The organism is Microbispora sp. NPDC004025, assembly GCF_053604425.1.
Window position 1 is genome coordinate 178,240 of record NZ_JBSGHN010000001.1, and the last position, 15,145, is coordinate 193,384.

At 74.0% G+C, this 15,145-nt stretch carries 10 protein-coding genes; 4 read left to right on the forward strand and 6 right to left on the reverse strand.

All coding sequences use genetic code 11. From position 1 onward, the window contains the following. Positions 1-28: 28 nt before the first annotated feature. Positions 29-3,010, reverse strand: a complete 2,982-nt coding sequence (locus ACWEQG_RS00820) for an ATP-binding protein (RefSeq protein WP_452280579.1) — start codon at positions 3,008-3,010, stop codon at positions 29-31. Between the two features lie 179 nt (positions 3,011-3,189). Here ACWEQG_RS00820 and ACWEQG_RS00825 point away from each other — a divergent pair, with 179 nt between their 5' ends. Together ACWEQG_RS00825 and ACWEQG_RS00830 are read left to right on the forward strand one after the other, a co-directional pair. Beyond that, on the forward strand, positions 3,190-4,551 hold the full coding sequence (locus ACWEQG_RS00825) for an FAD-binding oxidoreductase (protein WP_452280580.1): 1,362 nt from the start codon (positions 3,190-3,192) through the stop codon (positions 4,549-4,551). Between the two features lie 23 nt (positions 4,552-4,574). After that, complete coding sequence (locus tag ACWEQG_RS00830) at positions 4,575-5,498, forward strand: alpha/beta fold hydrolase (protein ID WP_452280581.1); 924 nt, start codon at positions 4,575-4,577, stop codon at positions 5,496-5,498. Between the two features lie 183 nt (positions 5,499-5,681). On the opposite strand, the gene asnB is transcribed toward ACWEQG_RS00830, so the two are convergent. The 5 genes from asnB to ACWEQG_RS00855 are packed head-to-tail and all read right to left on the reverse strand — an operon-like array spanning position 5,682 to position 12,192. Further along, positions 5,682-7,526: an asparagine synthase (glutamine-hydrolyzing) gene (gene asnB / locus ACWEQG_RS00835; RefSeq protein ID WP_452280582.1), complete on the reverse strand. Its 1,845-nt coding sequence runs from the start codon at positions 7,524-7,526 to the stop codon at positions 5,682-5,684. A gap of 27 nt (positions 7,527-7,553) precedes the next feature. Then, a complete protein-coding gene (locus ACWEQG_RS00840) occupies positions 7,554-8,747 on the reverse strand; it encodes an FAD-dependent monooxygenase (RefSeq protein ID WP_452280583.1) in 1,194 nt (397 codons plus the stop codon). Between the two features lie 27 nt (positions 8,748-8,774). Then, positions 8,775-10,682, reverse strand: a complete 1,908-nt coding sequence (locus tag ACWEQG_RS00845) for an anthranilate synthase family protein (RefSeq protein WP_452280584.1) — start codon at positions 10,680-10,682, stop codon at positions 8,775-8,777. Beyond that, positions 10,679-11,392: an isochorismatase family protein gene (locus ACWEQG_RS00850; protein ID WP_169979404.1), complete on the reverse strand. Its 714-nt coding sequence runs from the start codon at positions 11,390-11,392 to the stop codon at positions 10,679-10,681. Before ACWEQG_RS00850 ends, ACWEQG_RS00845 begins: the two co-directional genes overlap by 4 nt. Positions 11,393-11,430: 38 nt before the next feature. After that, entirely contained in the window at positions 11,431-12,192 is a 762-nt protein-coding gene (locus ACWEQG_RS00855; protein WP_452281641.1) for a 2,3-dihydro-2,3-dihydroxybenzoate dehydrogenase, read from the reverse strand. A 469-nt stretch (positions 12,193-12,661) separates the two neighbouring features. Here ACWEQG_RS00855 and ACWEQG_RS00860 point away from each other — a divergent pair, with 469 nt between their 5' ends. Beyond that, positions 12,662-13,549, forward strand: coding sequence for a prephenate dehydrogenase (locus ACWEQG_RS00860; RefSeq protein ID WP_452280585.1), 888 nt, complete (start codon positions 12,662-12,664; stop codon positions 13,547-13,549). 297 nt (positions 13,550-13,846) lie between these two features. After that, positions 13,847-15,028: an acyl-CoA dehydrogenase family protein gene (locus ACWEQG_RS00865; RefSeq protein WP_363468394.1), complete on the forward strand. Its 1,182-nt coding sequence runs from the start codon at positions 13,847-13,849 to the stop codon at positions 15,026-15,028. Positions 15,029-15,145: the final 117 nt, after the last annotated feature.

The window sequence follows — 15,145 nt, forward strand, 5'->3', positions numbered from 1 at the left end:
ATCTCTGCGTGTGCGCTCCCGTACGGCGTCAGGCGCCGGGGGGCGGCGGCGGGCAGCCGAGGGTCGCGAGTTCGGCGCGGCCCTCGGCGGCGCGCCCGGGCAGCAGCAGCAGGGTGCAGGCGCGCTCGAACCGGGCGCCGACGCGCTCCCACCCCCGCACGGACGCCTCCAGCGCGGCGAGGTCGCCGTGCAGCCGCCCGGTCGCGCGGGCGAGGCAGGCGGCGGCCCAGTCGTTCTCGTCGCCCTCGGCGGCGGTCGCGATCCGGCGCGCGGCGTCGGGCAGCCCGGCGGCCACGGCGAGCTCGGCCCCGGCGGCCCGCGCGTACGTCTGGTAGCGCCCCTGCGGGAAGTCCGTGAAGACGAGGTCCACGAGCGCGGCCGCGTCGCCGTACCGTGCCAGGTGGACGGCGATGCGCGCGTCGACGAACGTCGCGAACGACGCGTGGTTGCGGGCCCGGCCCGCGACCTGGGTCGCCCGCGCGCGCCAGAAGCGGAATCCGTGCTCGTCGCCGCGCAGTCCGTGCGCGAGCGCGATCGCGGCGACCGCGGGGGACAGCCAGCCGGCGGTGGGGCTGCCGGCCCGCTCCCAGCCGTCCCACACGGCCGGCGCGTGGCGCAGGGCCTCCTCGAACTCCCCGGTGAGCACCAGGGGGATGACCAGATTGAGCGCGGACAGATAGGAATGGTGGCCCAGCAGGTCGTCGTCCAGGGCGGCTCGCGCGGTCAGCAGCGCGGTGTGCAGGTTGCCGGTGGCCACCGCGTACGTCGAGGCCATGGTGAAGGTGTCGACGATCTCCGGGGCCGCCCGGGGGTCGTCCCTGGGCATCGCGGTGAGCAGGGCGAAGCGCTCCCGGGTGACCCGGTGCGCCTCCCGCAGCCGCCCGGCCGTGGTCTCCGCGGCGCACACCGCGTCGAGCGCGGCGCTGACGAGCACGGGGTCGCCCGTGACGCGGGCCGCCGCGACCGCCGCCCGCGCGAGGGCGGCGTCCGGGTTCATCTTCTCCGGGCCGGCGTTCCAGGCCGCCGCGGCGGCGAGCGCCGCCGCGACCACGGGGTCGCCGGAGTCGCCGGCGCGCACCGCTTCCTCGAGCAGGCCGCACAGGCGTTCGTACGGGACCTCCTCGGCGAAGCCGGCCGAGAACCGGTTGGCCGTGACGACGGCGGAGGCGAGGGCGATCGCCCTGCCGTCGCCGTCGTCTCCGTCGCGGGCCCGCTCGGCGGAGGCGAGCAGCAGATCGAAGGCCTGGTCGCCGGAGGGAGCGATGGCGTGCGCGCCGTCGGCGGCGCTCCGCAGATCGCGGGCCGCCTCCGCGGGGGAGGGCGCCCGGCGCGCGGCCTCCGTGTAGTGGCGCAGCGACTCGGTGAGGAACCGCCGCGCGTAGGTGAGGTGGCCCAGCGCCCGGGCCAGGCGATGCGGCCGCTCGCCCGGGCCGGGCGGCGCCGCGGCGAGCGCCGCGCGCAGGTCGTCGGCCACGGCGTCGAAGCCGTCGCGCCATCCGCCGTCCCGCCACTCGCCGGGGAGCCGGGCCTCCAGATCCGCGGCGGCCGCCGTCGCCCACGTCAGGTGCCGCTCCCGTGTCCCGGCCTCCTCGCCGCTGCCGGACAACTCGTCGGCGGCGAAGGCGCGCACGGTCCGCAGCAGCCGCCATCGGCTCGGCCGGCCCCGCAGATGAACCACGAGGCTCTTGTCGACCAGCCGCCCGAGGACGTCGGCGACCTCGCTCGTGTCGCCGCCGGGCGTCACCGCGACGGCGGCGTCGAGGTCGAAGCCGCCGGCGAACACGGCGAGCCGCCGGAACAGCGCCCGCTCGTCCTCGCCGAGCAGGTCGTGGCTCCAGCCGATGACCGTGCGCAGCGACCGGTGCCGCTCGTCGGGCCCGCGACCACCGACCAGCAGCCGCAGGACGTCGCCGAGGGCCGTCAGCAGGCCGTCGGCGCCCAGCGAGGCGCTGCGCGCGGCGGCGAGCTCGATGGCGAGCGGCATGCCGTCGAGCCGGGCGCACAGCTCCGTCACCAGGGCGGGATCGGCGGTGAAGTCGGGGTCGGCCGCGACGGCCCGCTCGTGGAACAGCCGTTCGGCCTCGGGCGCCGGCGGCAGCGGGGCGACCGGGATCGTGCGCTCGCCCGGGACCCCCAGCCGGGCCCGGCTCGTCACCAGGATCCGGGTGCCGGGGCACAGGTCGAGCACCCGCACCGCGAACGCGGCCACCTCGTCGAGAAGGTGCTCGCAGTTGTCGAGCACCAGCAGCGACCGGTCCCGGCCGAGACGTTCGGTCACCGCGTCGTCGAGCGGCTGCCGGGGCCGCTCCGTCACGTCCAGCGCGGTGGCCACCGCCTGCGCGACGAAGCCCTCGCTCACCGGCACCAGGTCGACGAACGCGCCGCCGGAGGCGAACGAGGCGGCGGCCGCCCCGGCCACCACCATCGCCAGCCGGGTCTTGCCGACCCCGCCGGGCCCGAGCAGGGTCACCAGCCGCGCGGTCTCGAACGCCGCGAGGACCGCCTCACGCTCCCGTTCGCGCCCGACGAACGAGGTCCGGGCCACGGGCAGGCCCGCCAGCCGGGCGGGCGGCCCTTCCGGCGTCGCGCGCCCCCCGGTTCCGTGCTGCCCGGTTCCGTGCTGCCCGGTTCCGTGCTGTCCGGTTCCGTGTCCCCGGGATCCATGCCCCCTGGATGTGTATCCCTCGGTTGCGTATCCCTCGGTTGCGTATCCCTCGGCTCGGTGCCCCTCGGATTTGTGCCGCTCGGCCGCCGCCCGCTCGGCTGCGGCCCGCTCGGCTGCGGCCCGCTCGGCTGCGGCCCGCTCGGCCGCGGCCTGCTCGAAGACGGCCGCGAGGGCGCGCCGGTCGGCGACGCCGTACTTGCGCAGCAACGACGACACGTGGCTTTCCACCGTGCGCACCGAGATCTGCAGCCGCCGTGCGATCTGAGCGTTCGACAGATGGGCACCGAGCGCCTCGAGCACCTCGGCCTCGCGTGCGGACACCTCACCGCGCCCCGTCGACGTCACCGCAACATCTTCACCCATTAGCCCCCATCCGTGGCGCGTCCGTGGTGAATCCGTGGTCGCCACGGATGCCCCGGAGCCCGTCCGCGGGAGATCATGGTCCGGAGCCAGGAGTAGGGGCGCACGGCGGACAACAGCCCGACCGCGCCGTCGACACGCGAGACGAGGGAAGGTTTTCCGAGATGAGCCAGCACGTCCAGCGGCAGGCGTACCAGGCCCGGCAGGCCGGGCCCGGCGACGGACCGGCCGTGGCGCGCGACCTGCGCCGCGAGTTCGCCGGCGCCGTGCACCTCCCCGGCGACACCGCCTACGACGCACTCCGGGAGGCGCCGTACTCGAGCATCGACCCGCGGCCGGCGCTGATCGCCGAGGCGACGAGCCCCGCGGACGTGCGGGCCGCGATCGTGGCGGCGCGCGAGTCCGGTCTGCCCTTCGCGGTCCAGGCCACCGGGCACGGCACGCAGGTCGCGTGCGACGGCGGCCTGCTGCTCAGGACGGGCGCGATGGGCTCGGTGCTGGTCGACCCGGACCAGCGCATCGCCCGCGTCGGCCCCGGCGTCATGTGGCAGGAGGTGACCGCGGCGGCCGAGCCGTTCGGCCTGGCGCCGCTGGCGGGCCCGGTCCCGTCGGTCGGCGTGACCGGCTACACGCTCGGCGGCGGTTTCGGCTGGCTCGCCCGCAAGTACGGCTTCGCCGCGGACAGCGTGGTCCGCGCCGAGGTCGTCACGGCCGAGGGCCACATCGTCGCGGTCGGCCCCGACCGGCATCCCGACCTGTTCTGGGCCCTGCGCGGCGGCGGCGGCAACTTCGGCGTCGTGACCTCGCTGGAGTTCCGGCTCCACCCGGTGGCCCGCGTCCACGCGGGCACCGCGTTCTTCGCCGCCGACCGGGCCGCGGAGACGCTCGCGTTCTACCGTGACTGGATCGCCGGCGCGCCCGACGAGCTGAGCACCGCGATCCTGATCACCCGGATGCCGCACGATCGGGGCCTGCCCCCGCAGCTGCGCGGCAGGCGGGTGGTCGGCATCCAGGCCATGTACGCGGGCGAGGCGGACGAGGCCCGCCGGGCCCTGCGGCCCCTGTGGGCGGCGGCGGGACCGGCGCTGCTGGACACCATGCGGACGACGCCGTTCGGGCACGCCATGATGGGCGGCACCGCGCCCATGCACGTGGAGCTGCTCCACACGCTGTCCGATCCGGTCATCGAGACGCTGGTGCGGGCGGGCGAGCGGCCGGGCTCGCCGGTCACGACCGTCGAGATCCGCCACTGGGGCGGCGCCATCGCCGCGGCCGGGCCGGACGCCGGGCCGGTCGCCCACCGCTCGGTGCCGCTGTCGGTCGTCCTCGACGCGCACGTCCCCGAGATCGAGCGGGCGCTGCGGCCGCACGTGACCGGCGGAACCTTCCTGAACTTCCTGCACGACCCCGCCCGGACCGAGGCGGCCTACACCCCGGACGACTGGCGGCGCCTGCGCGAGGTGAAGCGGGACTACGACCCGGACAACTTCTTCCACGTCAACCTCAACGTGCCCCCGGCCGGCTGACCAGCCGCCGGGTCCGGCCCCCGATGAGCACCGTGACCTCGGCCGACGGCACCCCCATCGCGTTCGACCGCGCAGGTGGGGGGCCGCCGGTCGTCCTCGTCGGCGGCGCGCTCCGCCACCGGGCGTGCGACCCGGTCGCGGAGCGGCTGGCCGCGCTCCTCGCCCCGTCCTTCACGGTGATCAGGTACGACCGCCGCGGCCGGGGCGGCAGCGGGGACACCGCGCCGTACGCCGTGGCCCGCGAGATCGAGGACATCGAGGCCCTCGTCGCGGAGGCCGGCGGCGCGGCGGCGGTGTGCGGGTTCTCCTCCGGCGCCGTCCTCGCCCTCGACGCGGCCCGCCGCCTGCCCGGCATCACACGCCTGGCCGTCGTCGAGCCGCCGTTCGTCGTCGACGACAGCCGTCCGCCGCTGCCGCAGGACTACCTTCCGAGGCTCGCCGCGCTGTTGGCCGCCGGCCGGCGGGGGGACGCGGTCGAGTTCTTCCTGACGCGGGCGGCGGGCCTGCCCGCCGAGCGCGTCGCCGTGCACCGGCGATCCCCGGCGTGGCCCGAGTTCGAGGCCGCCGCGCACACCCTCGTCTACGACAGCGCCGTGATGGGCGCGACCATGTCCGGCGCGCCGCTGCCCGCCCACCGCTGGGCCTGCGTCACCGCGCCCGTGCTCGTGACCGGCAGTGCCGGGGGCCCGGCGTTCCTGCGCGGCGCGGCGCGGGCGCTCGCCGGCGTCCTGCCGTGCGCCCGGCTGCGGCTCCTGGCAGGTGCCGCCGGTGGGCGGGACCACCCCGAGACGGTTCCCGCCGGTGGCGGGGATCGCCATGGCGAGGCGGGTTCTGCCGGTGGCGGGGATCGCCGTGCCGAGGCGGACCCTGTGTGCGATGGGGGGTACCACGCGGAGACGGCCGCCGCGCTCGCGCCGGTGCTGCGCCGTTTCTTCGCCGCCTCCTGAATCCGCCGCCGCGGACCCCGTTCGAACAGCGCCGTGAACGCCGCCGACCGGCCGCGTCACGGCGTGCCTCCTGAACCCGCCGCCGCGAAACGCCGCGCGAAAACGCCGTCGGGACGGCCGCGTCACGGCCGTCCCGGGAGGTTCGCTCCTCGTCGTCATCCGCTACTTGTCGCCGAACCGTCGTCACAGCTCGACGCGCACGCCGTACATCCGGACCCAGGTGTTGAACTCGATCAGCCTCTCGATGACCGCGCGGGCGCTCCAGGGCCCGCCCATGGCGTACGTGCCGACGGGCGCGTCGAGCAGCATGCGCACCTCGGACTCCGACACCAGGTCGAGCACCGGGCCGCCCTCGGCGAGGATCGCCTCCATCCGCTCGCGCAGCGCCACCTCGTACTTCTCGTCCTGCGTGGAGGGGTAGGGGTTCTTCTTCCGGTCCAGCACCGAGTCGGGCAGCACCCCGCGCATGGCGGCGCGCAGCAGGCTCTTCTCCCGGCCGTCGAAGGTCTTCATCGCCCAGGGCGTGTTGTAGACGTACTCGACCAGCCGGTGGTCGGTGAACGGAACGCGCACCTCCAGGCTCGCGGCCATGCTGACCCGGTCCTTGCGGTCGAGCAGGAAGCGCTCCCACCGGGTGAGGTTGAGGAAGGTGAGCTCCCGCATCCGCGCCTCCAGACCGGTCTCGCCGGGCAGCCGCGGCACGTCCTCCAGCGCCTCGGTGTAGCGCCGCTTGACGTACTCGCCGAGCCCCAGCCGGTCCCAGAGGCCGACCGCGCGCAGCGCGCCGATCCCGCCGGCCTTCTCGAACGGGTGGTGCCAGGGGAAGGTGTCGGACTCGACGGCCTCGCGGTCGTGGAACCAGGTGTAGCCGCCGAACAGCTCGTCGGCTGCCTCCCCCGACAGGGCCACCGTCATGCGCTCCTTCAGCGCCCGGCACAGGACCAGCAGGGAATACTCCATGTCGCCGGTGGACACCGGCAGGTCCTGGGCCCGCAGGACGGCCTCGCGCACCTCGGGGTCGAGGATCTGCGCGTTCTCCAGCTCGACGATGATGTGCTCGGCCCCCACGTGCTCGGCGACCTCGATCGCGAACGGCGTGTCCGGGTCCTCCCACTGGACGTTCGACTGGAACCGCGTCTCGTGCCCCTGGAAGTCGACCGAGAACGCCTTGAGCGGCCCGGCCCCCTTACGGGCGAGCACGCGGGCGGCGAGCGCGGTGATGGCGCTGGAGTCGAGGCCGCCGGACAGCAGCGTGCCGACGGTGACGTCGGCGACCATCTGCCGCTCCACGATCTCCTCCAGCATCCGGCGCACGGTGACGACCGTCGTGGCCAGGTCGTCGGTGTGCTCGCGGGCCTCCAGCCGCCAGTAGCACTCCTCGGACGCGCTGTCGCGGGAGAAGCGCATCACGGTGGCCGGCCGGACCTCGTACATGCCGCGGAACACCGCGTGGCCCGGCGTCTTGACGATGCTGAAGATCTCCCGCAGCCCGTCGGCGTCCACGACGGCCTCCGCCTCGGGGTGGGCGAGGATCGTCTTCGGCTCCGATCCGAACAGCAGGCCGTCGGGCGTCGGGTAGTAGTAGAGCGGCTTGACCCCCATCCGGTCGCGGACCAGCAGCAGCTCCTCGGTGCGGGGGTCCCAGATGCCCAGGGCGAAGATGCCGTCGAGCCGCTCGGCGAAGGCCGGTCCCCACTGCAGGTACGCGCGGAGCACCACCTCCGAGTCGCTCGACGTGCGGAACTCCTGGCCCAGCGCCTCGAGTTCGGCCCGCAGCTCCCGGTAGTTGTAGACCTCGCCGTTGTACGTCATGACCGGCAGGGCCTCGTCGCCGGCCGCCATCGGCTGCCGCCCGCCCTCCAGGTCGATGATCGCCAGCCTGCGGTGCCCGAGGGCGGCGCGGGGAGAGGTCCACACGCCTCCCGCGTCCGGGCCCCGGTATTCCAGAGTGGCCGTCATGGCGGAGATCGTCTCCGTCTGCCCGGTCAGATCGCTCGCGTAACTCACCCAGCCGGCGATGCCGCACATATCAGGGGTTTCCTCTCTCAGGTCGGTTCAGCTCAGGGGGAGGGCTTCGACGAAGTCCCGGGCGCCGTGCAGCCACGAGACCTTGTCGTGCAGTTCGTCCTCGGACAGCGCGGCCAGCATCCGGTTCCTGGCGAGCGCGCCGGGGCCGGCCGGGTGGTACAGCACGCGGCCCATCTCACGGGCGACGATCTGCGCCGCCGCGGTGCGTGCCCGCCGCAGGGCGTTGTACTTCTCGAAGCGCTGGGGAAACTCGTCGGCGCCGCAGTCGAGCAGCTCGCCGAGCAGGACCGCGTCCTCCAGGGCCATGCAGGCGCCCTGCGCGGCGTACTGCAGCATGGGGTGCGCCGCGTCGCCGAGCAGCGCCACCCGGCCGTCGGTCCAGTCGTCCACGGGGTCGCGGTCGCACAGCACCCACTCCCTCCACTCCTCGCCCAGTCGCAGGAGGCGCGCGGCGGTGTCGCCGAGTCCAGGGAACTCGCCGAGGACGCGTTCGCGGGGGACGGGCCGGCCCGTCACCACGTGCCGCGCGCCGTCGTCGCGGGTGGCCGCGAGGTTGAGGAACCTGCCGCCGCCGATGGGGTAGTGGACGAAGTGCCAGCCGGGGCCGGCCCACAGCGTCACGGTGTTCCACCGCAGGTCCTCGGGCACCCGCTCCATCGGGATGACCGACCGGTAGATCGTGTGCCCGGACACCCGCGGGTCGCCGTCGCCGACGAGCCGGGCGCGCACCGCCGAGCGGATGCCGTCGGCCCCGATCAGCGCGCCGCCGCGCACCCGCTCGCCGCTCGCGAGGACCGCGCTGACGCCGTCCGCGTCCTGCTCGTAGCCGACGACGTGACTGCCCGCGCGCAGCTCGATCCAGGCCGACTCGCGGCAGGCCGCCAGCAGCGGGCCGTACAGGTCCATCCGCTGCACCACGGCGTACGGGCCGCCGAACCGGGCGCGGTAGCGCTCGGTGAGCGGCATGCCCGCCACGCGCTCGCCGGTCGTGCCGTCCATGAAGCGCAGCTCCTCGATGTGGACGGCGAGGGCGCGGACCTCGCCGCCGACGCCGAGCCGGTCGAGCGCGCGGAACCCGTTGGGGGCGATCTGGATGCCGGCCCCCATCTCGGTGAACTCCTCGCGCCGTTCCAGGACCACGGCCCGGTGCCCCTGGCCGGCCACGGCGATGGCCGCGGCGAGGCCGCCGACGCCGCCGCCGGCGATCAGTACGGTCGTCATCTCCTGCCCCTCACTGGTGGTCCGGCCTCACTGGTGGACCGGCAGCCGGTCGAGCACCGCGACGATGGCGTCGCGGAGGATGGACACGCCGTTCTCGGTGAGCACCGACTCGGCGTGGAACTGCATCGAGCCGAACCCGGGGCCGCGCAGCGCGTGCACCTCTCCGGTGCGCGGGTCGCGGCAGACCTCGACGGGCGCGGCCAGTCCGGGGATCTCGACGACGTCGGCGTCGGCTCTGGCGGCGAACGCGTTGTAGAAACCGACCCTGACCCGGCGGCCGAACAGGTCGATCTCGCGCTGGACGCCCTGGTTCGGCACGGGCCTTCGCACCAGCGGCAGCCCGAGCGCGGTGCTGAGCACCTGGTGGCTCAGGCACACCGCGACGAAGGGACGCTGCTCCCGCAGCAGCCGGCGTACGGCCTCGCGCAGATGGGCGATCTTGGGATGGGCGACGTCGCGCGGGTCGCCCGGGCCGGGGCCGAGGACCACCAGGTCGTGGCCGTCCAGCGGGTACGGCTCGTCGAACCGCCGTACGGTCACGTGCAGGCCGAGCGACCGGAGCTGGTGGGCGATCATCGAGGTGAAGTTGTCCTCGGCGTCCACCACGAGGACCCGCCGGCCGATCAGGCCGGGCGTCCACTGGACCCGGTCCTCGTCCTCCCGCAGCCAGAAGCCGGCGATCGTGTCGTTGCGGGCGTCGAGCGCCCGGCGCACGTCGGGGTGGTCGGCGAAGCGCGCCGGCGGCTCCATGCAGAGCACGTCGAGCAGCCCGGCCGCCTTGGCCCGCGTCTCCGCCGCCTCCGACAGCGGGTCCGAGTGACGCACCAGGGTGGCGCCCACCGCGATCCGCACCCGGCCCTCGCTGTCGATGTCCGCCGTGCGGATGAGGATGGAGGAGTCGAGCGTGCGGCCGCCGTCGGCGTCCCTGCCGATGAGCGCGACGACGCCGCTGTAGTAGCCGCGTCCCTCCGGCTCGTAGCGGCTGATCACCCGGCAGGCGCTCTCCAGCGGGCTCCCGGTGACGGTGGGCGCGAAGAGCGTCTCGCGCAGGATCTCGCGTACGTCGCGGTTGGTGTGGCCGTCGATGAAGTACTCGGTGTGCGCGAGCCTGGCCATCTCCTTCAGGTACGGCCCGGACACACGCCCGCCGGAGTGGCAGATGCGCGCCATCATCTTGAGTTCCTCGTCGACCACCATGTAGAGCTCGTCGGCCTCCTTGCGGTCGGCGAGGAAGTCCATGAGCCCCGGCAGGGTCGGGCCGGACGCGGGGTAGCGGTAGGTGCCGCTGATCGGGTTCATCGTCGCGACGCCGCCGGACAGGCTGACGTGCCGTTCCGGTGAGGCGCCGACGAACGTGCGGTCGCCGGTGTGGATGACGAAGGTCCAGTACGTCCCCGCCTCGCGTTCCACCAGCCGGCGGAAGAACGTCAGCGCGCTCCGCACGGAGTAGCCGGAGATCTCGGCGGTGAACGACCGCTTGATGACGAAGTTGGCGCCCTCGCCGTGGCCGATCTCCTCCTCGATCACCTTGCGGACCACGGCCGCGTACTCGTCGTCGTCCAGGTCCACGCGGCGGCCGCCGGCGACCACGGGTGCGTCGGGGATCCGCCGCAGCGCGTCGGCGAGCGGCAGCGTCCCCTGCTCGGCGATCGTCATCGCCAGCAGCGGCTCGTTGTCGTCCACAACGGTGAAGCCCCGCTCGGTGATCTGCCGGAAGGGGATGACGGCCAGCGTCTCGTGCCGGGCCTCCCCGGCGGAGCCCTCGGGACCGTCGGGACCGTCGGGGAGCGGCAGTTCGTCGAGCGTCCCGACCGCGGACATGTCGCCCACGAGGATGTCGAGCAGCCCCCGGCGGCCGGCCCCCGCACGGTGCAGCAGCGCGAAGGCGGGAGGATCCGGGGAGAGCACCTTGTCGAGGAGTCGTTCGGCCGTCATCGCTGTCCCTCCGAACTCGAGGAAAGGCCCGGCACCGGGGCGAGGCCCGGCGTGGGGGAAAGGTCCGGCGCCGCGGAGAGGTCCGCCAGCACCTGCTCGGTCGTGACGGTCACACCGCACCGCCGGGCGGCGTAGTCGAGCGTCATGCGGTGGTCGGCGGCGGTGAAGTCCGCGATGGCGTCGGCCACCAGGAAGGGCTGGATGTCGTTGGTGAAGGCGTCGACCGCGGTCATCAGGATGCCCACGTGGGCGTACACCCCCGCGAGGATCAGCTGGTCGCGGCCGCTCTCCCGCATCCGGCTCAGCAACGTGGTCCTGTGGAAGGCGCTGTAGCGCCATTTGGTGAAGAGCCAGTCGCCGGGGGCGGGCGCCACCGCGGCGACGATGTCCCGGTGGGACGGCTCGGCTGTCATGCCGGGGCCCCAGAACTCCCTGAGCAGCCCCCGCTGCTCCTCCGTCATGTCCCCGGGCTGTCCCGTGTACGCCACGGGGATGCCGAGGCGGGCGCACCGGTTCCGCAGCGCCGTCGCGTTGCCGACCAGGTCGACCACCGGAGGCCGGCCCGCGGGGAACGGCTCCAGGAAGAAGTTCTGCATGTCGTGCAGCAGCAGCACGGCCCGTCTCGAATCGACCGTCCAGGACGCCGTGTTCCCCGGCAGTTCTCCGGCCTCCGGCATGGAATACGGTGCGATCTGTGGAATTCCTGCCATCGAAATCCTCTTGTGTGCCGTGATTTGTGATTTCGTTATCAGGCGCCGAGGGTCGCGCCGCCGTCCACCGTCAGGTGTTGCAAGGTGATGTGACCGGCTCTTTCCGAGAGCAGGAACGCGACGGCCTCCGCGATGTCGGCCGGTCGCGCGATCTTTCTCAGCGGGATTCCGGTGCGATAGAGGTCCGGGGCGCCCTCGATGGAGGCCCGGTGGCCGTCACCGTCGTGCCACAGCGAGGTGAGCATCGGAGTGTCGGTCGAGCCGGGCGCCACCACGTTGCAGCGGATGCCGTAACGGGCGACCTCCAGGCCCAGGTTCTTGGTGAACATCGTCACCGCCGCCTTGGAAGCGCCGTAGGCGGACATGCCGACGCGGGCCGTGTGCGCCGCGTTCGAGGCGACGGTGACGACGGCGCCGGCCCGCCGCGGCACCATCCTGTTCACCACTGCCCGCGAGACGTGGAAGACGCCGGTGACGTTGACCGCGAACGTCGCGGCCCAGTCGTCGTCCGACAGCGTCCTGACCTCGCCCACGCGCAGCACGCCCGCGGCGTTCACCAGCCGGTCGATCGGGCCGATCCGCCGCTCGACCTCCTCCACGACCGCCTCGACCCGCGCCGCCGAAGTCACGTCCGCGGCGAACGCGACCGCCTCCAGCCCGTCGGCGACCAGTTTGCCGACGACGGTGCGCAGCGCGTCCGCGTCGCGGTCCACAGCGGCCACCGGCACGCCGTCCTCGGCGAGCACCCGGGCGACCTCGGCTCCGATGCCGCCGGCGGCGCCGGTGACCAGGGCGACCATCACGCGCTCCCGGCGGCGGTCGCGGTGGCGTTCGTCGAGGCGTCTCCTTCGCGGGAACGACATGAGTGAACGCGGGGGGACGGCCGATCCCACGTCGTCCCGCCTGTCGCGGAAAGGGTGCGGGGAAACCGCGAAATGTTTTTCATGGCAGAACTGTGCGGCCCGGCGTAAGTCGCCAACAAGGCGAATGAAAGGCAGCATGTTGCCCGCCGATAGCCGTTTCCTGCCAACGTCGGCCCGTACGGGAAAGAGCCTGCCGTGGTCCCCTCGTGGCAGCCCGGATCTCTCGCCGGTGAATTGACTGGAGGTCAGGAGAATTGTCATCCCAAGCGTTCTCCCTGGCCGGGACGAGGGCTGGCAGGAAGCTGTACCGCGCGGGCATCTTGCTGACGCCGCCCTGTCTGGCCGGTGCCACGCAAACGCGCGAGATTGCCGATGCGGAGATCCGTAATCGCACCAAGGGAGAGGCATGATGACTTCGTCGTCGATTCGCCGCGTCACGATCATCGGCTGTGGTCTGATCGGCGCCTCTGCCGCGCTCGCGCTGCGCAAGGCGGGCGTCGAGGTCGCGCTGTCCGACCGCGACCCGCACGCGGTGGCCGCCGCCGAGCGGATGGGCGCGGGCGTCGCGCTGACCCCCGGCGCGCCCGCGGCGGACGTGGTGGTCGTCGCCACGCCGCCGTCCACGGTGGCCGCCGTGCTGCGGGACGCCCAGGCCAGGGGGCTCGGCGCCGTCTACACCGACGTCGCGAGCACCAAGGCCCGCGTCGTCGCCGAGGTCGAGCGGGCGGGCTGCGACCTCACCGCGTACGTGCCGGGGCACCCGATGGCCGGTGCGGAGGCGTCGGGTCCCCTGGCCGCCCGGGCGGACCTGTTCGCCGGACGGCCGTGGACGCTCTGCCCGCTTCCCACGACGTCGCTGCGATCGGTGCGCGTGGTGGCCGAACTGGTGGCGGCGTGCGGAGCGGAGCACCGGCTGCTGGCGCCGGACGTCCACGACCTGGCCGTCGCCACGAGCTCGCACGCGCCGCACCTGGTCTCGGCGGCGCTGGCGGCGAGGTTCGCCGGCGCGGACGAGACCACGCTCTCCCTGGTGGGGCCGGGCCTGCGGGACATCACGCGGGTCGCGGGCGGGGCCCCCGGCCTGTGGTGCGACATCCTCCGGCAGAACGCCGAGCCGGTCGCCGCGGTCCTGGACGCGGTGGCGCGGGACCTGGCCGCCGCCGCGGCGGCGCTGCGCGACCCGGAGGGCGGGCAGCTGCTCGCCGACCTGCTCACGAAGGGCAACCACGGCCGCGCGCGCATCGTCGGCGGGGGCGCGGAGCACCCGGCACCGGCCGGCGCGCTCGCGGCCTGAGCCGCGTCCCCTGGAGCGCCACCGGCGGCGGCCGGTGACGTCCCGCCCCGGTACGGCGCCGGGCTGCGCAACCAGAAAGGTGTGCCGCCCGCGGGGCCGGTGCGACAGTCGAGGAGACCCAGCGGCGGCCACCGCACCGCACCGCACTGCACTGCATCGCACTGCATCGCACTGCACGGCACTGCACGGCATCGCACTGCATCGGCGCGTCGCGGGCGCGGGCGCCCCGCCCGCCCCATGTGCCGTGAGCTGGGACGCGAGGAGCGGCTTCAGCGCCGACGGCACGAGGAGGAAACGATGTTGACGACCGGGGTTCCGACACGGGAGGAACTGGTTCGGCGCGCGTCCGAACTGCTGCCGCTGCTGCGCGGCCACGCGGACTGGGCGGAGGAGAACCGGCGGATCCACGACGAGTCGATCGAGGCCCTGGCCGACGCCGGTATCTTCAAGATGCGGGTGCCCGCCCGCTACGGCGGCTACGAGTGCGACACGCGGACCCTCCTCGAAGTGGCGGCCGAGCTCGGGCGGGCCGACGGCTCCACCGCCTGGACGGCCTCGGTCTACTGGATCCCGACCTGGATGGCCTGCCTGTTCCCCGACGAGGTGCAGGACGAGGTGTTCTCGACGCCGGACGTGCGGGTGTGCGGCACGCTCAGCCCCACCGCCATGGCCGCCCCGGTGGACGGCGGCGTCGTGGTTAACGGCAAGTGGGGGTTCGTCAGCGGCGCCTGGCACAGCCACTGGCAGGAGATCGTGGCGATCCAGGTCGGCCCCGAAGGCGAGCCCATGCCCATCATGGCGCTGGTGCCGATGTCGGACCTGCAGATCGTGGACGACTGGCACACCTCCGGCCTGCGGGGCACCGGCAGCGTCACCACGGTCGCCCAGGACGTGTTCATCCCGGCCGAGCGGGTGCTTCCGCTGCCCGCGGTGCTCATGGGGCAGTACGCGTCGAAGCTGAACGCCGCCAGCCCCATCTACCGGACGCCGCTGCTGCCGGTCGCCTCCGCGTCCTCGGTCGGCACGGTGATCGGCCTGGCCCGGGCGGCCAGGGAGGCGTTCTTCGAGCGCCTGCCCAACCGCAAGATCACCTACACGCACTACGAGAGCCAGAGCGAGGCCCCGCTGACCCACCTGCAGGTGGCGGAGGCGTCGCTCAAGATCGACGAGGCGGAGTTCCACGCCCAGCGCCTGACCGGCCTGGTGGACGGCAAGGGCGTGACGGGCGAGCAGTGGACGCTGGAGGAGCGGGCCAGGGCGCGCGCCGACATGGGCGCGGTGTGCCGGCTGGGCAAGGAGGCCGCGGACGTCCTCGCCATGGCCAGCGGCGGCTCCTCCATCTACACCCAGGTGCCGATCCAGCGGATCGCCCGTGACATCACCGCGGTGAACCTGCACGCGCTGATGCACCCCAACACCAACACCGAGCTCTACGGCCGGGTGCTGTGCGGCCAGGAGCCCGGCACCTTCTACATCTAGACCACACCCCCTCCGCCGAGACGGTTCCGCGGCCCAACGGCGTGCCGCGGGACCGTCTCGTACGTGTGCCCGGAGTCCACCCACCGCTTACGGCCTGCGCGCGGGACAGACACCCGG